A 22,286-nucleotide genomic window follows, 5' to 3' on the forward strand; every position below is an offset into this window, starting at 1 on the left:
TCGCGAGGTAGCTCGGCTGGGGGATAAACGGAGGGCGGCGCCCCCGAGCCGTGACCTACTAGCGATCCCTGAAGGCCGCGGCGTGGAGCAGAGCGTTCGATACTACGACGGCGGCCGCGCCCACCCATAGGAACGTCGGGCGGGCCACCGTCAGCCCTACCAACACCGCCAACCACAGCAGCGACAACGGCGGCCGGAGGTACTGCAACGCGTTCACAGTGAGGGTCTGCGTCGACAGATTGGCGTGCCGGAACGCCACGCTCCCCAACCCGCCGACTACCCCTCCGACAACCGCCCACACAGCGGCCGGCACCCCACCGACGGGAGCGGACACCCCCCAACTCGCCCCGCCGACTGCGGCAGCGGCGGCGGCGACGGCCACCCCGGGAAGGTTCAGAACGGCCGACACCGCAAGGACGCAGGCCACCTCGCTCGAAACCGGACGGCTCAGCGTCCCCTGGCGGACTCCTCCCGCGGTCAGCCTGTGTAGCTCGGTGCCCAACTGGAACCTGTACGCGAGCCACGCCCAGGCCAGCGCCGCTCCCCCGGCTAGCGCGACACCCCAGAGCGCCTCCGCCGCCGCTTCGGTCAGGATTCCGGCGTCGGTCTGTGACAGCGTTACGAGCCCGCCGCCGACAAGGGCCGCGAGGAGCAGTATCCACTCTCCGCCCGTTAGCGGCCGGTAACGCCCGCCGGCCTGGCGGCGGCGAGTTACCACAAACAGCACGAGCCAACCGCCGGCGAGGACTGTCACCACGGCAGTATCGAGGTAGCGCGCCGCAGCGGCGAACATCACCCACCCTGTCCCGTTGACAGTCGCCCGCAGACCGGCGGCGGTCGGGATACGGGTCACGATCCAGCGCAACGGGGACAACTGCTGCAGCAGTGCCGGGGCAATTGCACCGATGTACCCCACATATACGAGGGTCAGAGCAGTCATGTACCAGACCTGAAACGCCAAAGGGTCAACATCGGCGACTGTCACCGCGACGGCAACCGGCCCCCACGACTGCAGGAACACCGCCGCGGCCATCCAGCGCATGGCCTCCCCCCCTGCCGCGGGCCGGTCTTCTGTCAAGTGCCGGTAGTCCGCCACCGCGACAACTCTCCTAACCGGGGCTACATGTTGCGGCGGTACTGGCCGCCCACGGCGTAGAGGGCGTGCGTCATCTGGCCGAGGCTGCATACCTTGGCTGCTGCCATGAGGGCGTCGAATGTGTTGCCGCCCGATAGTGCCACCCGCTGTAGCTCATCGAGGAGTTCCGCTGCTTGTTTCTCGTTGCGGTGGTGGAGCTGGTCCATCTCGGCCACGAGCCGGTCTCGTTCCTCGGCTGCGGATCGGATGATCTTCTCCGGCCGTACAAATGGCGATCCGTCGTCCGAGAGAAACGTGTTGACGCCGATGATGGGGAGATCGCCCGATGACTTGAGCCGCTCGTAGTGGAGTGACTCCTCCTGGATCTTGCTGCGCTGGTACTGGGTCTCCATCGCTTCGAGGACTCCGCCTCGCTCGCTGATGCGGTCGAACTCCATCAACACCGCCTCCTCGACGAGGTCGGTGAGCTCCTCCACCACGAAGGACCCTTGAAGCGGGTTCTCGTTCCGGTTGAGGCCCAGCTCCTCGTTGATGATGAGCTGTATGGCCAGCGCTCGCCGGACCGATTCTTCGGTCGGGGTCGTTATCGCCTCGTCGTAGGCGTTGGTATGGAGCGAGTTCGCACTGTCGTAGATCGCGTACAGCGCCTGGAGTGTCGTCCGGATGTCGTTGAACCCGATCTCCTGGGCGTGGAGGGAGCGCCCGGACGTCTGGATGTGGTATTTCAGCTTCTGCGAGCGGTCCGAAGCCCCGTAGCGATCGCGCAGAGCCTTCGACCAGATCCGCCGAGCGACCCGGCCGATGACTGCGTACTCGGCGTCGACACCATTGGAGAAGAAGAACGAGAGGTTGCGGGCGAAATCATCGACGGCCATCCCTCTCGCCAGGAAGTACTCGATGAACGTGAACCCGTTCGCCAGCGTGAACGCGAGCTGGGTGATGGGGTTGGCGCCCGCCTCGGCTATGTGATACCCGCTGATCGAGATGGAGTAGAAGTTCCGCACTGCGTTGTCGATGAAGAATTGCTGGATGTCGCCTTGCATGCGGAGGGCGAACTCGGTCGAGAAGATGCAGGTGTTCTGAGCCTGGTCCTCCTTGAGGATGTCGGCCTGCAAGGTGCCCCGAACCCTCCCGAGCACGTCGCGCCGGATCTCGGCGTATACCTCCTCCGGCACGACCTCGTCCCCCGAGATGCCGAGGAGCCGCGTGCCGAAGCCGGCGTTTCCCTCCGGCAGTCCGGCCCGGTAGACCGGGCGAGCCACCCCACGGTTCTCGTACCGATCGTCGAGTGTGGCTTCGACGACCTCCCAGAGCCCGTGCTCGTCGATGTACCGCTCGCATTGCTGGTCGATCGCGGCGTTGAGGAAGAAGGCGAGGATCATGGGGGCCGGGCCGTTGATGGTCATCGACACCGAAGTGCTGGGGTCCACCAGGTCGAAACCCGAGTAGAGCCGTTTGGCGTCGTCCGGCGACGCAAGCGAGACGCCGCTGTTGCCGACCTTGCCGTAGATGTCCGGCCGCTCATCCGGGTTCTCGCCATACAGCGTCACCGAGTCGAACGCCGTGGACAGGCGGGCTGCCGGCATACCTCGTGACAGGTAATGAAACCGACGGTTGGTCTGCTCGGGACCACCTTCGCCGGCGAACATGCGGGTCGGCCGTTCGGTCGTGCTCCGGAACGGGAAGACACCACCGGTGTAGGGGAACGATCCGGGCACGTTCTCCTGGAGCATCCACCGGACGCGGTCGCCCCAGCCGCGCATCCTGGGGAACGCGACCTTGGGAACCCGCGTCCCCGACAGGGTCGTGGTAGCTGCCTCCACCGTGACGAGGCGGTTCCGCACGGAATACGACACCTCTTCGGTCTGGTATCGCTCTCTCATCGCGTCCCACTCGTCCAAGACCCGCAACGTTCCGGCGCCGAGGGCGGCCCGGAGCGAATCGATCTCCTCCGAGAGGTCCAGTCCGGTGCGGTCAGCGGTGGTGATGAGCCCCTGGAGCTCCTGGGCCAGGTCCGCCTGCCGTTCCACGTGCGCGTTGTATTCACGGATCGTCTCGGCGATCTCGGCGAGGTAGCGGACCCGATTGCCCGGGATGATGCGCCCCGCCTCGGTCCGGTCGACCTGAAACTCGCGATGGGGGCGGAAATCTAGGGACGACCGCCCGTCGATCTCGGCCAGCAGGGCGAGGAAGAACCGGTTCGTGCCCGGATCGTTGAAGTGCGAAGCCGACGTGAGGTACACGGGCACGTCACCGTCCGGGCGGTCGAAGTCGACCCGGTTGCGACGCCATTGCTTGCGGACATCACGCAACGCGTCGAGGGCACCGCGCCGATCGGACTTGTTGATGGCCACGAGGTCGGCGAAGTCGAGCATGTCGATCTTCTCGAGTTGCGACGGCGCGCCGTACTCGGGCGTCATGACGTAGACGCTCAGGTCCGAGTGGTCGACGATCTCGGTGTCCGACTGCCCGATGCCCGCCGTCTCGAGTATCACCAGGTCGAAGCCCGCCGCCTTGACGATGTTCAGGGCGTCCGAGACGTGGGGGGACAGCGCGAGATTCGCCTGGCGGGTCGCGAGGGATCGCATGAAGACGCGCGGGTGGTGCACCGAGTTCATGCGGATCCGATCGCCCAGCAGAGCACCGCCTGACCGGCGGCGAGACGGGTCCACGGAGATGATCGCGATCGATTTGTCCTCACGATCGGCGACGAACCGCAGCACGATCTCGTCGATGAGCGACGACTTCCCGGATCCGCCCGTGCCGGTGATCCCGACGACGAGCGACGAGGACTCGGCGGCAGCCGACGCGACGGATTCGAGGAGTTCGGCGTGCCTTTCGGGAGCGTTCTCCGCCGCCGAGATGAGCCGCGCCACCGCCCGCTTGTTCGTCGCCGACAGGTCGGCGAGACCGACATCCACCTCGACTCCGCGGGGGGCATCCGCCCGCGCGATCAAGTCGTCGATCATGCCCTGGAGGCCCAGCTCCCTTCCTTCGTCGGGACCGTAGATCCGTTCGACCCCCTGAGCCCGGAGGCTCTCCGCCTCCTCGGGAAGGATGGTGCCGCCTCCGCCGCCGAATATCTTCACGTCGGTCGCCCCGGCCTCGTCGAGTTGCGAGCGCAGATAGCGGAAGAACTCGAGGTGGCCTCCCTGGTAGGAGGTGACCGCGACGGCTTGAGCGTCTTCTTGCACGGCCGCCTCGACGAGGGCCTGGACCGGCCGGTCATGACCGAGGTGTATCACTTCCACGCCGGCGGCCTGGAGGATGCGTCGCATGATGTTGATCGCCGCGTCGTGACCGTCGAATAGGGAGGTCGCCGTGACGACACGCAGGTGATGGCTTGGTCCCGGCATTCGCTTCCTCACCACTAATGTGGGGTTACTTTGATATCAAAGGATATAGCAAACCGGGCGGCACGCCAACCGCCCATGGACCCGATCGCAGAAGCGCGGCGGCAATGGGAACACCATGGCTGGGCCGACGCGGCCGGCGGCATGTCCGTGGTCACGACTCTGGTGAGGGCGAACCAGATCGTGACGGCGATGGTCGAGGTGGCTCTTGCCCCGTCCGGCCTCAGTTTCGCCCGGTTCGAGATCCTGCGCTTGCTCGGGTTCAGCCGCGCCGGTGGGCTGCCCATGGGGAAGATCGGCGGGAGGCTTCAGGTCCATCCTGCCAGTGTCACGAGCGCCGTCAAGCGCCTTGAACGCGACGGGCTCGTCCGTCGACGGGTCGACGTGACCGACAGCCGGGTGGTGCTCGCATCGATCACGGCGCACGGCCGCGAGGTGGTCGGCCGGGCGACGGATGCGGTCAACGCCGTGTTCCGGCGCCTCGATGAGGAGGGCGTCGAGATTGAAGACCTGACGAGGCTGCTGAACCGGATCAGATGGCTGGCCGGCGACGCCGTTGCCGGCTTCGAGTGAGCGCGGCGCACGCATCAGCGGCCCCATAGAATCCTGAGGGTTCCGTCCCAGCGAGGTGTTCATGATCGAGTTCGCGCTTACCCCTGAGCAGGAGATCCTGAGGGAGTCGACGGCGAGGCTGGCCGACGAGGTCTACGCCGCCAAGGCGGAAGCCTGGGATCGGGACCGCACGTTCATGCCCGACGAGGAACGGAAGCGGCTCGGAGACCTGGGACTGCTCGGAATCGGCCTCCCAGGCGCCTACGGCGGAGGTGACGGAACCCTGCTCGACTCGCTCATCGTGATCGAGGAACTGGCGAAGCGGAACCAGATCGCGGCCTTTCAAGCGTTCGAGTCGAACACCGGTCCGGCCCGGGCCATCGCCATGCTCGGCTCCGAGGCCCAGAAGGAGAGGTTCCTGCCCCCGGTGATCCGGGGCTCCGCCACGATGGCCATCTCGATCTCGGAGCCGGACGCCGGGTCGGCGGCAACGGATATGACGACATCGGCGGTCCGCGACGGAGACGAGGTCGTCATCAACGGCGCGAAGCGATGGTGTTCGGGCGGCGGGCACGCCGAGATGTACCTCGTGTACGTCAGGATGAACGAACAGCTCGGCTCGAGGGGCATCGGGGCGGTGGTCGTCGAGGCCGGCGCCGATGGCCTCACCTTCGGCCCGCAAGAGAAGCTGATGGGCTTTCGCGGCATCCCGTCGGCCGACATGTTCTTCGAGGACGTGAGGGTTCCGGCGGAGAACGTGATAGTGCCCGCCGGGGGATTCCGGGACCTGTTCACCGCCTTCTCCATCGAGCGTCTCGGCAACGCGACGATGTCGCTGGCCATCGGCCAGGCCTGCCTCGACCTCACGGCCAAGTACGTGGAGGAGCGCAAACAGTTCGGGAAGGACATCGTCGAATTCCAGGCGGTTCAGCTGGCCCTAGCCGACATGGTCCTGAAGACCCAGGCGGCACGGCGACTGATATGGACCGCGGCTGCTAGCGCGGGGACCGGAGCGCCCGATCCGCTGGATGCCTCGATCGCGAAGTGCTACTCCAACGAGATGGCCAAGGAGGTCTCGGATCTCGCGATCCAGCTCCACGGCGGGAACGGCTACTCGGTGGAGTACGGGCTGGAGCGCTATCACCGCGATGCCCACGGGTGGGCGGTGGCGGGCGGTACCCCGACGATCCAGCGGGTACGCATCGTGTCACAGTATCTGGGCCGCAGCTTCAACCAGAGAGCCTGAGTCCCGAACAGAGCGTGTTCAGGCTATGCGGTTTTGTTATCGCCGGTCCCGTGGTCGGTCTGTGACGCAGCGATCACCATCACACACGCAATGACGCCCGGACCGCCGAGGGTGTGTGCCAGTCCCTTCGTGGCGCCGGCGACCTGGCGAGTTCCGGCCCGACCGGTTACCTGATCGGCGATCTCGACGACCATGCGCACGCCGGTCGCGCCGACCGGGTGGCCGCACGCCTGGAGGCCTCCGGACACGTTGACGGGGATCTCGCCGTCATGGGCGGTCGCTCCGGAACGGAGCAGCTCGACCCCCTTGCCTCGCTCCGCCAGCCCGAGGTCTTCGGTGTTGACGATCTCGGTGATCGTGAAGCAGTCGTGGCACTCGACCAGGTCGAGCTCGGACCTCGGGTCGGTGATTCCTGCCTGACGGTACGCCTGAGCGGCCGCTTCGCGGGTCGATGCGAAGCCGAGGTAGTCGCCCGACTCCTCGAAGAAGTTCGACACGTAGCCACCGGTCACGGACAGGCCGACCCCCTCGATCAACGCATAGTGCGAGGCGTTCGCCTCGGCCCATCCACGCGACGCCAGGACGACCGCGGCCCCGCCGTCGGTCGTCGGGGTGCAGTCGTAGAGGCCGAGCGGCTCGGCGACGATGGGCGCTTGGATTACCTGTTCCATCGTGAGCTCGGAGCCGAATTGTGCGCTCGGGTTCGACATGGCGTTGCGGTGATTCTTGATGGCCACCCGGGCGAGGTCGTCTCTCGTATGTCCGTAGGTGTCGAGGTAGCGGTTGGCGAGCAATGCGAACTGACCGGGGGCGGTCCTGCCCTTGGCCAGCGTCGGGTGGCTGCCCTCGGCAGTCTTGGCGACGAGAGACCCCTTGGGAGTCACGTCGCGCATCTTCTCCGCTCCGATCGCCAGAACGATGTCGTACTCCCCGGCGGCGACGGCGAGGGCTGCGCCGCGCACGGCCTCCATCCCGCTCGTGCAGAAGTTCGAGACCCGTGTGACGGGGCGGGGGGAGAATCGCAGGGCCTCGGCCACCGCAGCCCCGGAATCGCCGATGAGTCCCGAGGTCTGCGGCTCGGCCGTCGCCAGCCAGGCGGCGTCGACGGCGTCCATCGTGAGGCCCGCATCGGTGACGGCGCCATGGGCGGATCCGGCCACCAGGTCGAGGTAACCCATGTCGTGAAGCACGCCGAAGCTCGTCGTTCCCGTGCCGACAATGGCTACCTCTCCGGCGATGCCCATCAGGTCGCCCCGGTCGGCGCGGCTTGGATCTTCCAGAAGTAGTTGGGCACGTCTCCCGCCTCGTGCAGTCTGCGCAGGACCAGTTCCACACGGTCGCCGATCTCGACTTCGAGATGGTCGGCAACCTGTCCGTAGAAGCGGCCGCCTCCGTCGAGTTCGACAACCGCCATGGAAAGCGGGCCGCCGAACGGGAACACATGGTCTCGGGCGAAGGTGACCACGGTGCCGGTGCGGGCGAGTTGATACGGCTCGAATCCGGTGCTCGACGCGGCGGGCGGCGGCGGGAAGACGACTTCCCCGGTCTCGGTGTTCCTCGCGGCGAGAAGCCGGAACGTCTGGCTTCGCTCCCTGAAGGCCATCGCCTGGGATGAGTACGGGGTGAACGTGGACTCATCGGGATCGGCCGGTCGCTGTCGGCGAAGCCCGCCCGAGATCTCATCGACGGCCTGTTCCCTGATGTCGGAAAACCGGGATCCGACCGTTATCCGGACGGCGTGGCTGATACCTCCGGCCGACGAGGCGACGACCAGCTCCCGGCCCTCGGAGGCGTCGCTCCTGAAGAGGCCGATCAGGGGTGCGGCACATCCCGGAAATCCCGCTCCTTCGATCTGCGGACCGGAGGCGGTCGAGAGAAGGACCCGGTCGGCGTCGAGCCCGCCCGCGAACGCCTTGGCGGGCGAATAACGGTCGAGGGACCTGTCACCGGCGTGGACTCCCGGTGCGTCGCGACGTTGCCAGCGATCCAGGAACAGCTCGGCGCCGCTCCCTGCCGGGGTGACCCTGCCCACATCCCCGACCGAATCGATCAGGAGGGCGACTGCTGCCGCCCCGAGAGGCCGGCCCTTGTTGTCCCGGCGGTCATCGGAGACCACGACGAGCACCGGCCCGCGGCCGTCGGTCACGTGCCTCGCCGCTTCGGCGACCGCGGCAACACCGGCAGAGACCGACCCGGCCAGCTCCAACACGTCGGGTGCGGGACGATCCCCAGCGGACCGGATGTCCAGCACCTCGGCAAGAAAGGGGGCAATGCCTGGCTCCGGCAGCGGGGCCGACACGGTCGCCGCCACCAAACCGATCGGAGTGACGTCCGGGTTCCTGTCCAGCAGCGCCAGGCCGCACCGGGCAGCCATCGTGACGGCGTCCTCGTCGTATGCGGCCTGGGAAACGGTCCCCCGGGGAGTCTTGCTACGCCACCGGCCCAGCGAGACCTGCGCATCGACGATGAAGGCGCTCGCCGTCGCTTTCTGATCCATCGATTGTCTTCACTTCCGGCATCGGCTACGGCCCGGATGGCAGGAGCCTACAACCCGTCGCCGGGACGACGATCCCGTGCTCGGGCTACGGTTCGGTGCGCTTCTGCCGACCCTTGACCTGACGGGCTACGTCCAGCGAGTCGTACCAGACGCTCAACGACTTGATCTTGCCGTCGGAGATGTCGAACACATCCACCGCGGAGAAGGCCACGGGGCGTCCGCCCACCGTGCGGCCGTCGAAGTCGATCTCGACCACCACGCTGCTCCCCGATACCAGGAAACGGGTGGGGCGGTCGGTACCTTCGGCAAAACCCGCCAGCAAGGTCTCGAAGTAGGCCAGCGCGGCCTCCACGCCGTCGATGCGTCCCCGGCCGACGACCTGCATAGATAGGTGTGGATGGAGGACCTCTCGTAGCGCCGGCCAATCTCGAGAGTTGATCGACTCGAAGTAGTGCTGGACGATTGTTTGCGGTGAAGTCGGAACGTCCACGGCCTTCTCGAGAGAGCCCTCGACGAGTCTAGTGCCGGCAAGGGGGTTGAAAGTGTCACAGACCCGTCGCATACTGCCGGGCGGCCACAAGCACCGCCGGACTCTTGCCTATCGACGTTGAGGAGCCCGGATCCGGGATCAATTCGGGAGCGGACCCCGCCGGGGATAGCGGGACGCGTTCGGACCGAAGGAGGTGGTGGCTGGGGGATGGGCCCGCCGGGGGTGGGCGTGTTCGGGCGATTTTCGCGTTCTCGACGGCTGGGGTGTGGGTAACAACGAACTACCCGATCAGGACGGGTAGCGGGGCGTGATCGTGGTTGAAAGGCGCCGGCGAGGGCGCCGTGCCGAGGCGCGGCGACCGCGTTCTCGCTCTAGGTCATGGCCCTGAGGGCGTCGTTCCCCTCCGCGATCGCCGGCCCGATCCCTCTCGGTGCCCGAGCGTCGCCGATCACTACGAAGGGCGCTTCCAGCTGATCGAGCCAGTTCGGCCGGATCGAGCGCGCCGGATCGGCGACCACGACCCCGCCGCAGGAAATGAATATCTCGCTGTCCCCGGCCGAGGCCACCAGACCGGACTTGTCAAGGCGGCGTGGGATCGCCCGAACGACCGATCCGCCGGCCGATTCGATGCGGCTGAGATACGCCCGCCTGGCCAACCCGCTGGTGTCGCTGCCGGCCCTCGTGCCGGCTACGACCACGACAGGATGCCCCTCGCCGATCAGCCACAAAGACGTTGCCAGAGCTCGGCGCCCCCCACCGAGGACCACTATCTCTCCAATGGGCTCCTGCGTTCCCAGAGTCGATTCCCCGGCCGCCAGCAAGCCCTCGGCGGACCAGACGGGCATGCGGTCATACCCGTCGAGCACCGGCACCTCGGTGACGCTTCCTGTGGCGACGACTACGAAGCCGGGGTCGAGATCGCACACCGAAGCCGCCGTGGCCTCGAATCGGAGTCTCACATCGACGTCGAGGTGCTCCATCTCGAGGGAGAACCAATCCGCAAGACGCTGCACATGGCGCAGTGGCGGCGTCTGCGCGGCCAACCGGAGGCTGCCCCCGATCGCATCCGCCCGGTCGACTATGACGACTTCATGGCCCTTGAGGGCGCCCTTCCGGGCCGCTTCGAGGCCGGCAGGTCCTGCGCCGATCACCACGAGTCGGCGCGGCGCCGCGCGGGCAGGTGGGAAGCTCGGCCGGACCTCCCTCCCGACGTCAGCGTTCACCGAGCACGAAATGGGGTCACCGTGCTGGAGCATCCCCGCACATCCCTCCACCGTTCCGATGCAGGGCCTGATCCGGGCGGGCTGCCCGCTTCTCGCCTTGGTCGCCCAGGCGGGATCTGCGAGAAGCGCCCGGCCGACGGCCACCGCATCGCAGCGGCCCGAGGCCAGCGCCATCTCCGCGGTCGAGGGATCGGTGATGCGCCCGACGGCCACGACGGGGATGTCGACGCCGACCCGCACCTGCGACGCGAGGTCGAGGAACGTGCCCTCCGGATCGTCGAGCAACGGGATGGTGTAGGGAACGGAACCGTAGACACCGGCGGACACGACCAGTCCGTCGGCGCCGGCAGACGCGAAGGACCTGGCCGCCACGACTGCGTCCGCGACCTCGAGACCGCCGGGCACGAAGTCGGCCCCGTTGAGGCGGACCATCACAGCGAGCTCGGGGACGGCCTCCTTGATCGCACCGACGATCTCGACGCCGAAGCGGGCTCTCGCCGCGACGGTCTCGCCGCCGTACGCGTCGTCGCGGCGGTTCGATCCGGCGGACATGAACTGATGGATGAGGTAACCGTGGCCGGCGTGCACCTCGACAGCCACGAACCCGGCTGCCGACGCCTTCCGGGCCGCGGCGGCGAATGCGGTGATGAGATCCTCCACCTCGCTGATCTCCAAGGACCGCGGTTGGCGGCTGACGTGGACGAGCGGCGCTATAGCGGATGGGGCCACGGGGTCGCCGCCTATCACCTTCGGGCTCACCTGACGGCCGCCATGGCCGAGCTGGAGACACGGCGCAGCGCCGTTGGCCGCGATGGCAGCGGCCAGCGGGGCGAGAGCTCGGGACGCGCCGTCGAGCCACATCCACGGAATCTGCTGCTCGACCCGACCCTCCGGCGCGACCGCCCCGAAGGCCACCACCGCCATCCCCACATCTTGGGCGCGAGCCGCGAAATACTCGATCAGCTGCTCTGTGGGAAGCCCGGCCCGGAACCCGAATCCGGTCGTCATGGGCGACAGCAGTATCCGGTTCGAGAGCTCGAGCGTTCCGAGGCGCAATGACGAAAACAGGGTTGGATACGAGTTCTGAGCTGCCCTCACTTAGGCGCGAGTATATGGACCAGGGCTGCGATCAACGCATGATCGGCAGGTCCTGCCACCGGGAGAATGAGGGAGGTACGGTCCAGCCCATGGCCGTGCAAGTCCAGATCGTGCGAGCAGCCGAAACGGCACTCGGGCGTTCGCTCGGAGAGGCGCGCGTCGAGCCGATGCCGGGCGGACACTCGTGGGACACCTACCTCGTGTCGACCGCGTCAGGTCCCGAGGCGGTGGTGAGGGTCGCTCCCCGAGGCGGAACGCTCGATCCCTACGACGTCGAGGCGGAACGGCGGGCGCTCCGGGCAGCCCGCGGGGCGCTGCCTGCTCCGGACGTGCTGCTGGTCGCCGCGGACCCGTCCGAGTTCGGGGCGCCGCTGCAGGTCCAGACTGTGGTCCCCGGAGCGAGATTGCGCAGCTCGCAGAAGATCCCACTCCACGAGAAAGAGCGCTACCGGGCAGCGATGGCGGTCGCGCTCGGAGATCTCCATCGTTCGGGTGATCCCTCCCAACTCTCTGCGGTCAGAACGACGGGAGAAGCGATTCGATCGATAATCGACACCGAGGTGGAGCACTACCGTCGTGCCGCCCCCGCCCGGCAGCCGGGCTTCGAGATCGGCCTCCGGTGGCTTCTGAGCAACCTTCCGGGAGGCGGCGACGAACCGGTTGTCTGTCACGGTGACTACCGCATCGGCAACATCCTGTGGGATGACGGCGGAGAGATCAGCGGTGTGCTCGATTGGGAGCGAGCCTGGGCGGGCGATCCGATGTGCGACATCGCATTCACACGCCAATTCTCCGCCTGGGGAGGAATCGACCGGGAGGCGGTCGCTCTCTACGAGCGGGCATCGGGGCGGAAGGTCGACGAGTCCGTGATGCCCTTCTACCTCAGGCTCGAGCGCTGGAGGTCCTACACGGCCTCGATGCGAGGGATATCGGCCCTGGCTTCCGGGAAGTCTGATCGCGCGGCGCTGGCGGCGATCGGAGAGGCCGGGAACTCGGGCATGTGGGATCTGGTCGGCTGGCTGGAGGACGGCCTCGTTCCCCTTCCCCCCGAGCTCGCCAAGCGGCCGAGCCACTACGCGCCGATGCTGGGCGCCGCGAGGCGTATGGAGATTGCCCGCCACCCCGATACCGGCGGACCGCTGCGATCACATCTGCTCGACGAAGAGGAGGAAGGCCACGCCCTTCGCCGGTCCGTGGATCGATTGCGAGCCATCGGCGGCATGCCGGCTCTGGCGAAGGCGCTCGACCTGCCAGACTCGGAGGCGGCTTGGGAGGCGGCGTTCGAAGTCCTCACGGTGGCGGCTGCGGACGGTGGGCGTAACCTGGCGGCAGCATTGCAAGCGCTCGGGCTCCGTTTCACGGGGCGGCCGACGTTTCTCCGGGAGATGGCATGGCGCTGAAGGAACGGGACGAGTACCTCCACGCCCCTCCTGTCGACGCCCCGGAGAAGCACCTGTGGAGCGATAACTTCTGGTTTTCGGTCGTCGATCGCGAAGCGGACGTCTTCGGCATCAACCACATCCATGCCTCGCTGAGTCACGGCTACGTGCGAGCGAGCGCGTTCTACGTCATCGACGGCGTCCACCAGCAATGGGCTTCACGCCAACCGCTCGAGGTCGACCCGGTGTTCGAGACGATCGGGGACCAGCGGCTCACATTTCGAGTCGACAAGCCTTTCGAGCAGTACCGCTGGAGTTTCGACGGCCCCAAGTTCGGATTCGATCTCACCTATCGCAGCCGTTTCGAGGTCTTCGACTACGACGACTGTCTGGGGGGCAATCCGCTCGGTGCCTACGAAGACTACGGCGGGCACTACGAGCAGGCGCTCTCGTGCGAAGGCTCCTTCGAGACGTTCGGAGGTCCCCGCAAGGGCGAGCGACGGGCCATCGACTCATGGGCCCACCGCGATCATTCCTGGACCCATCGATTCGTGCGCTCCAGTTCCTGGGAGCCGCGCAATCATCGAACGCTGCAACGATCTTTAGGTCACTTCTGGCCGTCGATCCAGCTCGAGAACCGTCACCTCAATGCATTCGGCTGGATGAATCCGGACCGGCGGCTGCCCGAGGGCGCCAACCCGGTGGGAGGATGGGTAGGCGACGCCGACGGGTCTCGACCGATCGTCAGCGCTTCGTGCGTGCCGCGCCTCGAAGACGATTTCCGCACGGCTATGTCGTTTGACATGCAGTTCGATCTCGGCGACGAGCAACTCACCATCGCAACAGGCCGGAAGCACGCCCAGACTCGCAACGGTTTGATGCGTGACGAGAACGACGCGGAGGCCCGCCTGGACTGTTACGAGCCCTTCTTCGACTTCGAGGTGCTCGAAACCGGAGAGCGCGGCTATGGCGTCGTCGAGTACTCCGTCAACCCGCCCATGCCCCGATTCCGCTACTGATGCGCGCCGCCTTCCTCGACGGGGCGGAACGGATCGCAGTTCGCGAGGTACCGCCGGTCCGAGCTGAAGGCCACCTCGTCGAAATCGACGTCATCGCTTGCGGGATCTGCGGTTCCGACCTTCACGGATGGCGCCATCCGGACTTGATGACCGGGCGGCCCGAGGCACCGATCCCCGGCATGGCGGGACACGAAGTCGTCGCCTGGGCGCCAGGAGCTGACGGCGGGCGCGGCCGGCGGGTCGTCGTCGAGCCGAATCTCGCGGGGAACTGCGGGAGATGCACGGCGTGTCTGGATGGCAAGGCGCGATTCTGCAGCGACCGCGCCACCCTCCGGTCATGGGGCTTCTCAGAGCGGATGTCGGTCAACGCATCCGCCCTGTTCGACGTTCCCGACGGAATGGCCGACGAATTGGCGATCCTCACGGAGCCTCTCGCCTGCGCGGTTCACGCCTACCGGGCCAGCCATACATTCGCCGCACAGGACGGGACGCTGGCCGGTCGCAAGATCGCAGTGATCGGAGCGGGTGCAATCGGACTGCTCGCTACCGCCGCCGGCGCGCGCCTCGGCGCCGATGCCCTGCTGTGTGTGGCTCGTTACCCCCGCCAGGCTGCGGTGGCCGAGACGCTCGGGGCGATCGAGGTCTTGGACCCCGCCCTGGACGATGTGGTCTCCGGAATACGCAGGTTCGCGCCCGATGTCGTAGTCGAGGCGGTCGGAGGGGGGCCGGAAACCTTCGATCTAGCGGTTCGAACGGTGAAGCCGGGTGGTGAGGTGCTGGTGCTGGGGTTGTTCGACGATCCAACCCGCCTTGACACGCGCCGGGCCGCGTTTCGCGAGCTGCGAATGTTCTTCGCAATGACCTACGGGGTCACCGACGGCCGCCACGACTTCGAGGTCGCGCTCGAATTCCTCGAGTCGGACCCGGGTGCCTTCGGCGGTCTCGTTTCACACCGATTCCCTCTCGAGAAGACAGCTGACGCGTTCGTCGCGGCAGCGGACAAGTCAACGGGGGCTCTGCGGATCGTAGTGGCGCCTTGAGGTTCGGACTGCACCTCCCCCAGCTCGGCAGAGCGGCTTCGCCCGAGAGGGTAGGGGCCGCGGCCGTCGTCGCAGAGGACCTCGGCTTCGCCGACGTGTGGGCGTCGGACCACGTAGCGGTCCCGACGTCGATCGAGGGCATGCCCTCGTTCTTTCCGGAGCCGATCCCGCTGCTGGCGCTCGCAGCGGCTCACACACGCCGGGTCGGCCTTGGCACCAGCGTCATCGTCCCTGCCTACCGGAATCCCATGCACTTCGCCAAGCAGTGGGCGACGTTGGATTGGCTGGCGCCCGGACGCACGATTCTGGGGGTCGGAGCCGGTTGGCTGACCGAGGAGTTCACCGCCGTCGGTGTTCCTATGCAGGGCCGCGGCGAGCGACTTGACGATTACATCCGTGGGTGGAGGGCACTCTGGGCGGGCGCCACGGAGTTCGAGAGCCGGTTCTTCTCGTTCGAGGCGGTCAGAGTGAAGCCCAGGCCGTCCGAGACCATCCCCATCTGGATAGGTGGCTCATCAGCGGGCGCGTTGCGCCGGGCTGCATGGTGTGACGGCTGGCACGGCACCTGGGCCCCGCTCGACGAGTTCAAGAGAAGAGTCGTGATGCTCCTCGCCGAGATGGAGAAGATCGAGCGCGATCGCGAGGAGGTCACCGTGTCGATCCACATGGAGGTCACGATCGGCGACGGTCTCGATTACTCGGGCTGGTCGTCCGTCGGCGACGGCTACGGTGACCGGCGACCGGTGACCGGGCGTCCGGAGGACGTCGCAGAACTCCTGGTCGACTACGCGGAGGCCGGACTCGACCATGTCCTCGTCACACCGGTGGTACGCGGCGAGAGAGCCTGGGACGAGATGGTTCTCGGCATCGCCGCCCTGAAGGACCTCGTCGAGAGGGGCGCGTGTTGAGCATCGAGCTCCCGGAGATGCACCACTTCGGGATCGTCGTGCCGGACCTCGATGGTGCGATGGACGATCTCAGCAGCCAGCTGGGCCTCACGTGGGCGCCGGTACGCCACGGTGAACGCACCGTGCGCCACCACGGCCGGCTGGTAACCACCGACCTCCGGCTCACCTACTCGATGGAAGGCCCGCCCCATCTGGAATTGATCGGCCAGGCCCGGGGCACGCCGTGGGAGCCGACCGGAGGAGGCATACACCACGCCGGGTTCTGGGTTCCGGATCTGCGCGGCGCCGGACGGCTACTGGCCCGGGCCGGGATGACGCTCGAAGCCACCTATGACGCCGAGGACGGTGGGTTGCTGGGCTTCGCGTACTTCACCGACGTGAACGGCTTCCGGGTCGAGATCCTCGATGATTCTCGCCGGCAGTCATTCGACGAGTGGCTTGCGGGCGGGCCGGGTCATATAGCGGGTATCAGCCATACCGCCCTCGCGGTGCCCGACCTCGAGACGGCTATGAGCTTCTACGGGGACGCACTCGGCCTGACCTGGGCACGCCCCCAGCAACGAGCAATCAGCATCCGGGTTGCGGCCGGTGACCTGACGACGGAGATCCGGTTCACGTACTCCCGGCAAGGTCCTCCCCACCTCGAGCTCATCGAGGGCGCCGCCGGCACGGTCTGGGCGCCGGTGAGCGGCCTCCATCACATCGGACTGTGGAGCCACCGGCTCGAGATCGACGCCGCGCGACTGCAGCATCGGGGGATGAGTCTCGAGGTGGCCGGCCTCAGCAGATCAGGCCGCCAACCCTCCGGATTCACCTACCACCGTTCGGCCCACGGGCTCCGGGTCGAGCTGGTGGATACCGCGTCGCAGCCCGCCTTCGAACGCTGGTTCGCGGGCGGGGACCTTCGCTGACAGCGGCGACACCCGGCAGGTTCGGTTCGAGTCCTCGCCGTCGAAGTGGACGAGCCGGTGGATATGTCAGGGCGTGTTCACGCTATGCGCGTTCGTTTGTTATCGCGGGTCCCCGTGGTTGGTCTGTGGGGCGGCGGTGGGGTCTGGCGCCGGCAGCGGCGTCTATGGCAAGGACTTGCTGACGAAGGCGTACCCGCAGGGTACGTTGAGGAGGCAGGACGCAGCCAGAGGCGTCGATGGCGGTCCAGAGCACGCCGCCGCAACACAGACCGACCACGATCAATTAGGTTTACGTCTCACCGTCCGGGGGGCAAACGAATGCCGGCTGTCCATATCGATCACGTCGCGATGTGCGTGCGCGATCTGGAAAAGGCGATCGCCGATTGGCACGACATTCTCGAAGTTCTCTCGCCGGAGCACACGCTGCAGGTGACCCGGGGTGAGGGCACGGCCGACGGTGTTCACATGGTGTGGGCGACCTTCCAGAATCCCGATCCCCTCGGCGTCAGCATCCAGCTGTGGGCGCCGGGAACTCCGGGAACCTGGGTCGACAAACTGCTCGACCGCCGCGGCGAGTTCGTCCACCACATCGCGTTTCTCTCCGACGACTTCGGCCACACGGTCGAGCAATGCCGTCAAGCCGGGCTACCGGTTCTTCTCGACGAGAACAGCGGTCCCCCCAACATCCCATGGCTGCAGTGGAACTTCATCGGAGAGGACAAGGCCCACGGGGTGCTGATCGAACTCGCTACCCGGTACCAAGCTGTGGGCGATCGCTGGTACCCCCATCCCGGCAACGCCGAGAACAGCCATCTCGCTGCGGAGCTTCGGCAGCGTTGGGACGAGGCGCCCTCCGGCGAGGATTGACCGGGTTCGGCGCACGACACATGGTCGTGGAGCTCGCTTACCCGCCGCTATCTAGGGCGTGTTCACTCTAAATTACACTGATGTGACATCATCACCATTAAAGGCCACCACGTCGGTGGACGCTGCCTTCACCGTCACCGCGAACGCGTCCGACACCGTGCCGCCGTTGCCGTCGTTGGCAGGTGACCGTGAGGGTCGCCGTCCCCCGCGCCTCGGCCGTCACCGTCAGCGTCGAGTAATCGGACGACACCGAGACCGTGGCCACGGTCTCGTTCGAGGATGCGGCGGTGGTGGTCAGGCTGTCGCCGTCGGCGTCGCTGAACACCCCGGGACAGGGATGTGTCCCGGCCGTCCCCCACCTCCGGGGAGGGGTGGGCGCTGCCGCTCATGAGCTGGGAGCAGTAGCCCGAGGAGATCCCGACCAGGCGCGCCAGCTCGTTCTGGGAGATGCCCCGCTCCTCGAGGAAGGCCCGCACCGGGGCCGGGTTGAGCGTGACCCGCGGGGGCTTCGCCTCGCCCGCACTCACCGGCGCCGCCCATCGGCGTCCGCGACCGGGGACTGCCGGCTGCCGGTGAGCAACGCGGGGCTCCGCTTCAGTCTCCCCGGGGGCTCCGTCTCGTCAGCACGCGAACATCGACCTGATGGTCTCGCTCTGCTTGGTCGTCTCCACGATGCGCCCATCCGGGTAGCGGATGTACTCCGTGGTGCCGTTGCCCGCCCCGACGTAGCAGAAGGGACCTCCCGCCCCCGCGCCGGTCGGAGTCCGTTGGCTGGCGGGGCGTTGCTGGGACTTATCTACGGGGAGGGTCGTCAGGGTGCTGAGGTCGTCGTCCACGATCGTGATCGAGACCGACCACGGGTTGCCCCTGGCAACTGCCGGGGGCAGTGTTCCCAGGTCCACCCCGAAGACATCGTCGTGGGCGTCCGCGTCCTGGCGCGTGGCGATGGTCCCCGTGCCCGTGAGCGAGTTGGCGGGGATCGTGATCGACGCGAGGCGTCCGTAGTCGCCCGGCTCCGCGCTGAAGCCGTAGACAACCAGCGGGATGGTCACCCGGCTCGACAGCGCCTTCGACAGGGTGGCCGTGATGGTGACCGGGCTGCCCTCGTCCACCGTCGTGGGGGAGGCGGAGATAGACACCTTCGGGTGGGCCACGACCAGGTTGATCACGACCGGGGTTCCGACCTCAAGCGTATCCTCGGCTGCGCTACCAGCCGGCCATTGGCGCGTATCGGATCGCGGCCTATGGAGGTTCGGGTCGTCAAATCGGAACGTGAATCCGTTGACCTCAAACGCGTAGTCGACGATCTGAGCAGGCAGCGCCCCGGCGGATGCGAAGTAGAGAAAAAAGCCGTTGCTGTTCTCATCGATGTAAAAGATATCCACCGTGATGGAGGTTCCATCGGGGAGTTCGATCGTGCGATCTGTGAGGGCGTTCTCGCACTTCCTGGCTGTCCATGGGCTTGTTTGGGAGCAACCCGAGCCCGAAACGCTCTGAGGCGTGAGCGTCGCCGACCAGACGACCTCGTGCCCGGCCTCGGCCGGACGCGGGATCAACAGGACCGAGAGCAGCAGCGCCGGAAGGGCGAGCCAAACGACTAGGGGGGGTGTCCCTGTCTTGTTGTCAAGCCGCTTCGGGCAGTTTCTCGGGTTGGCGGGGTTGGTAGGGCGTTTGGGTCTTGAGCATGGCCAGGATGATGTTGCAGCGTCGGCGGGCGACGCAGATGACCGCGGCGTTGTGGTCTTTGCCCTGGGCGCGTTTGCGTAGGTAGTAGGCGCGGGCGTCGGGGTCGTGTTGGGTAGCAACGAACGCGGCGATGAACATGGCGTTTTTGAGTCGGTGGTTTCCGCCTCGTGATCGCCCTGTTCGGTGGCTGCGGCCTGATTGTCGGTCCACGGGGGCTAGGCCGGCGTAGGCGGCTAGCCGGCCGGGGTTGGCGAACCGGTGCGGGTCGCCGATCTCAGCCAGGGTTCGAGCTCCGGTTCTGGGCCCGAACCCGCACATGCTGTTAAGGACTTTTCCCAGCGGATGCTCCAAGAACGCCTGCTCGATGTCAGCTTCGAGGCGTTGTCGGCGGTCGATGATCCGGTCCAGGTCGGCGGCCAAGTCGCCGATTGTCTCGCCCCAGGTTGCCTCGGCTGGCACCGTGACGGTCTGGGAGCTGAGCGCAGCCCAGATCTCGTTGGTGAGTGTGTTGGCGGTGCGCTTGGATCGCTTGGATATCAGCGTCCGCACCCGGGCTTTGCCGGCGGTTCGCAGCGCTGTGGGGGTGGGGTATTTCACCAGCGCGGCTCTGAGACCAGGTGTCGACATCAGCCTTTCTCCCACGGCGCGTTCCAGAGCCGGGGACACGGCTAATAGGGCGTCTCTCAGGCGGTTCGCGGCCCGAGTAGCGTCGGCGGCCAGGTCTGTGTCCCGACCGTTGAGGATCCGCAGACGGGCCAACAACTCATCGGTGATAGTGGTCCAGGTCAGCCGATCGGCGTTACGCCAGGCGAAGTCGGCCAACACCTGCGCGTCCTTGGGGTCGGTCTTGGCCGCACCTGCGTAGAGGTCGGCAGCTCGGCGCATCGCTAGGCCGGTGACATAAGCCACCGGAATCGCCATCTCTGCGGCGACGGTGAGGGTCAGCACAGCCGCCGACGAGGTCATATCAACCACCAACGCCGTGCGGCCGTGGTCCCCAGCGTCGTCGATCATCCGCCGGATCGCTGATTCGTCGTTGGGAACCGCTCGGGCGAACAGCGCCTCACCGCTGGCCGACACCGCACAGGCGTAATGCTTGCCCTTGGCGATGTCTATACCGACGAACACTCCGGGAGCCGGCGTAGGCCTCTCACCCATCAGCTGGTCCTCTCTAGTCGCAAACTCCTTTCGGCAGCTACTCGAGGGCACCAACGCCTCAACCACTTTACGAACCAGCCCCCTGTCGGTGCATGTCCCTGTAAGAGGTCGCAGGCACCCAACCACGGCGGGTGGCAACACCCCCCAGGCCATCTCTCTGACAGGGGGACAAAGCCCTGCCCGCCGCGGCGAGCAACCAGCCCCGATACTCACACATCAGAGCTACTCAACAAGGTAAAGGGGGGTGGTAGAACGCATGGCCGCCCTCAGCAGGCGGCGTATCCTACTGCTGTCATTCCCGGTGTCGAACATGGCTATCGTGCCTCCTCTTATCAACGGTCTGCTTCATCGGTCGAGATGAACCCGCCCGCCCCGGTGTCGGGGCGGTTGCTTCAGCACTGCACCAGCCTCTGCGTCCAGTCGGTGTGGAGACGCACAGATCCAAAGCACCGTACGGGAATGCTAGCAAGATCACGCCTATCGGATACATATCGTTCACGATTTCTTTTGTATAGCTTGATGTATACCTCCCGGTCTGATGGCCGATACGCCGGCTGCGCCCGGACCGGGAGGGAAGATACGATGCCACCAGACCGGCGAGACCGGGAGATCGAGGCGCTGCGGGAGCGCCTGTCGCGCCTCAGCGCGGCCGGCCGGCGCATCAACGAGAGCCTGGACTTCGACCAGGTGATCCAGGGCGTCCTCGACTCCGCCCGGACGCTGACGGCGGCCCGCTACGGCGTGATGACCCTCCTAGACGACGGGAGCGGGGGTGAAGCACCGCCTGACTTCCGGTTTCACCTCCACCGAGGCAGAGCAACTGTGGCTCACCCCCGACCGGTAGCAGCTCCTCGAGGCCCTGACCAATATCTCCGAACCCCTGCGCCTGCCCGACCTGGTGGACCACGTCCGGGACCCGGGTTTCACGGAGTTCACCAACCCCCTGCCGGTGGGGGCCTTCCGCTTCCTGGCGGCGCCCATGTTCCACCGGAGAGAACGAGTGGGCCACGTCTTCGTGGGCGACAAGGACCGCGGCGCCGAGTTCACCGTGGCCGACGAGGAGACCCTGACGATGTTCGCCGCCCAGGCGGCGCCGGTCATCGCCAACGCCGGCGCCCACCGGGAGGAGCGGCAGGCCCGGGCGGACCTGGAGACGCTGGACCTGGTCATGCCGGGCAGCGACGGCATCGAACTCATGAACGACATCCGCAAGACGGCGGACGCGCCGGTCATCTTCCTGTCGGTGTACGGCCAGTACGAGACCGTCGCCAGGGCGCTCGACATGGGGGCGGCCGACTACCTGGTCAAGCCCTTCTCCCCGACGGAGCTGGCGGCGAGGATCAGGGCGGCGCTCCGCAAACGGCTGGACCCCTTCCAGGGCGAGCCGTCGGCGCCCTACGCGGTCGCGGGGCTGGGCATCGACTACGCACTGCGCCGGGTGACGGCGGGCGGAGAGCCGGTCGAGCTGACGGCCACGGAATACGCGGTGCTCTACGAGCTGGCGGTCCACGCCCCCCGCACGCTGACCCACACCGTGCTGCTCCAGCGGGTCTGGGGTCCGGAGCGGGTCGGCGAGAAATGGCTGGAGCGCAACGTGGTGAAGCTGCTCCGCCGCAAGCTGGGCGACGACGCGAATAACCCAAGGTACATATTCACCGAGCCCCGCGTCGGCTACCGGATGGGAAAGGGGGAGGGGTAGTGCGGTCCCGGGGAGGGTTGACCACCAAGCTCCACATGGCCGCCGCCGACGCCCGAACGGCGAT

Annotated in this window: 18 protein-coding genes and 1 pseudogene; 9 read left to right on the forward strand and 10 right to left on the reverse strand. The window is 66.9% G+C overall.

Annotated features, from left to right (window positions below):
• Positions 1-58: 58 nt before the first annotated feature.
• Together ACOQPD_RS06890 and ACOQPD_RS06895 are read right to left on the reverse strand one after the other, a co-directional pair.
• Complete coding sequence (locus ACOQPD_RS06890; protein ID WP_420614153.1) at positions 59-1,096, reverse strand: hypothetical protein; 1,038 nt, start codon at positions 1,094-1,096, stop codon at positions 59-61.
• Between the two features lie 23 nt (positions 1,097-1,119).
• Positions 1,120-4,452, reverse strand: coding sequence for a methylmalonyl-CoA mutase family protein (locus tag ACOQPD_RS06895; protein ID WP_420614154.1), 3,333 nt, complete (start codon positions 4,450-4,452; stop codon positions 1,120-1,122).
• A 75-nt stretch (positions 4,453-4,527) separates the two neighbouring features.
• Here ACOQPD_RS06895 and ACOQPD_RS06900 point away from each other — a divergent pair, with 75 nt between their 5' ends.
• Positions 4,528-5,022: a MarR family winged helix-turn-helix transcriptional regulator gene (locus ACOQPD_RS06900; protein ID WP_420614155.1), complete on the forward strand. Its 495-nt coding sequence runs from the start codon at positions 4,528-4,530 to the stop codon at positions 5,020-5,022.
• Between the two features lie 61 nt (positions 5,023-5,083).
• Positions 5,084-6,247, forward strand: coding sequence for an acyl-CoA dehydrogenase family protein (locus tag ACOQPD_RS06905; RefSeq protein ID WP_420614156.1), 1,164 nt, complete (start codon positions 5,084-5,086; stop codon positions 6,245-6,247).
• Positions 6,248-6,270: 23 nt separating this feature from the next.
• On the opposite strand, the gene ACOQPD_RS06910 is transcribed toward ACOQPD_RS06905, so the two are convergent.
• The 4 genes from ACOQPD_RS06910 to ACOQPD_RS06925 form a co-directional block, all read right to left on the reverse strand.
• Complete coding sequence (locus ACOQPD_RS06910; RefSeq protein ID WP_420614157.1) at positions 6,271-7,491, reverse strand: thiolase C-terminal domain-containing protein; 1,221 nt, start codon at positions 7,489-7,491, stop codon at positions 6,271-6,273.
• On the reverse strand, positions 7,491-8,744 hold the full coding sequence (locus tag ACOQPD_RS06915) for an OB-fold domain-containing protein (RefSeq protein ID WP_420614158.1): 1,254 nt from the start codon (positions 8,742-8,744) through the stop codon (positions 7,491-7,493). The genes ACOQPD_RS06910 and ACOQPD_RS06915 overlap by 1 nt, the downstream gene beginning before the upstream one ends.
• Before the next feature lie 85 nt (positions 8,745-8,829).
• The gene (locus ACOQPD_RS06920) at positions 8,830-9,234 is read right to left on the reverse strand and encodes a nuclear transport factor 2 family protein (RefSeq protein WP_420614159.1); all 405 of its coding nucleotides are present in this window, start codon (positions 9,232-9,234) and stop codon (positions 8,830-8,832) included.
• 371 nt (positions 9,235-9,605) lie between these two features.
• On the reverse strand, positions 9,606-11,555 hold the full coding sequence (locus ACOQPD_RS06925; RefSeq protein ID WP_420614160.1) for an FAD-dependent oxidoreductase: 1,950 nt from the start codon (positions 11,553-11,555) through the stop codon (positions 9,606-9,608).
• Positions 11,556-11,644: 89 nt separating this feature from the next.
• Here ACOQPD_RS06925 and ACOQPD_RS06930 point away from each other — a divergent pair, with 89 nt between their 5' ends.
• The 6 genes from ACOQPD_RS06930 (at position 11,645) to ACOQPD_RS06955 (ending at position 17,679) form a co-directional block, all read left to right on the forward strand.
• Entirely contained in the window at positions 11,645-12,955 is a 1,311-nt protein-coding gene (locus ACOQPD_RS06930; protein WP_420614161.1) for a phosphotransferase family protein, read from the forward strand.
• Positions 12,946-13,953 (forward strand): hypothetical protein, encoded by a 1,008-nt coding sequence (locus tag ACOQPD_RS06935; protein WP_420614162.1) that lies wholly within the window; start codon positions 12,946-12,948, stop codon positions 13,951-13,953. Before ACOQPD_RS06930 ends, ACOQPD_RS06935 begins: the two co-directional genes overlap by 10 nt.
• Positions 13,953-14,993 (forward strand): zinc-dependent alcohol dehydrogenase, encoded by a 1,041-nt coding sequence (locus ACOQPD_RS06940; RefSeq protein WP_420614163.1) that lies wholly within the window; start codon positions 13,953-13,955, stop codon positions 14,991-14,993. Before ACOQPD_RS06935 ends, ACOQPD_RS06940 begins: the two co-directional genes overlap by 1 nt.
• Positions 14,990-15,901: a TIGR03619 family F420-dependent LLM class oxidoreductase gene (locus ACOQPD_RS06945; RefSeq protein ID WP_420614164.1), complete on the forward strand. Its 912-nt coding sequence runs from the start codon at positions 14,990-14,992 to the stop codon at positions 15,899-15,901. The genes ACOQPD_RS06940 and ACOQPD_RS06945 overlap by 4 nt, the downstream gene beginning before the upstream one ends.
• Positions 15,898-16,812 (forward strand): VOC family protein, encoded by a 915-nt coding sequence (locus tag ACOQPD_RS06950; RefSeq protein ID WP_420614165.1) that lies wholly within the window; start codon positions 15,898-15,900, stop codon positions 16,810-16,812. The genes ACOQPD_RS06945 and ACOQPD_RS06950 overlap by 4 nt, the downstream gene beginning before the upstream one ends.
• A gap of 318 nt (positions 16,813-17,130) precedes the next feature.
• Positions 17,131-17,679: a VOC family protein gene (locus tag ACOQPD_RS06955; protein WP_420614166.1), complete on the forward strand. Its 549-nt coding sequence runs from the start codon at positions 17,131-17,133 to the stop codon at positions 17,677-17,679.
• A 97-nt stretch (positions 17,680-17,776) separates the two neighbouring features.
• Here ACOQPD_RS06955 and ACOQPD_RS06960 read toward each other — a convergent pair whose 3' ends face one another.
• The 4 genes and pseudogenes from ACOQPD_RS06960 to ACOQPD_RS06975 form a co-directional block, all read right to left on the reverse strand.
• Complete coding sequence (locus ACOQPD_RS06960; RefSeq protein WP_420614167.1) at positions 17,777-18,004, reverse strand: Ig-like domain-containing protein; 228 nt, start codon at positions 18,002-18,004, stop codon at positions 17,777-17,779.
• A 43-nt stretch (positions 18,005-18,047) separates the two neighbouring features.
• Positions 18,048-18,206, reverse strand: a pseudogene (locus tag ACOQPD_RS06965) (helix-turn-helix domain-containing protein); the annotation flags it as partial.
• A gap of 93 nt (positions 18,207-18,299) precedes the next feature.
• Positions 18,300-19,064: a hypothetical protein gene (locus tag ACOQPD_RS06970; protein WP_420614168.1), complete on the reverse strand. Its 765-nt coding sequence runs from the start codon at positions 19,062-19,064 to the stop codon at positions 18,300-18,302.
• Positions 19,065-19,302: 238 nt separating this feature from the next.
• Positions 19,303-20,523: an IS110 family transposase gene (locus ACOQPD_RS06975; protein ID WP_420614169.1), complete on the reverse strand. Its 1,221-nt coding sequence runs from the start codon at positions 20,521-20,523 to the stop codon at positions 19,303-19,305.
• 886 nt (positions 20,524-21,409) lie between these two features.
• On the opposite strand from ACOQPD_RS06975, the gene ACOQPD_RS06980 reads away from it, so the two are divergent.
• On the forward strand, positions 21,410-22,222 hold the full coding sequence (locus ACOQPD_RS06980) for a response regulator (protein WP_420614362.1): 813 nt from the start codon (positions 21,410-21,412) through the stop codon (positions 22,220-22,222).
• Positions 22,223-22,286: the final 64 nt, after the last annotated feature.

This window comes from Candidatus Spongiisocius sp. (assembly GCF_965221825.1).
Classification (GTDB): domain Bacteria; phylum Actinomycetota; class Acidimicrobiia; order Spongiisociales; family Spongiisociaceae; genus Spongiisocius.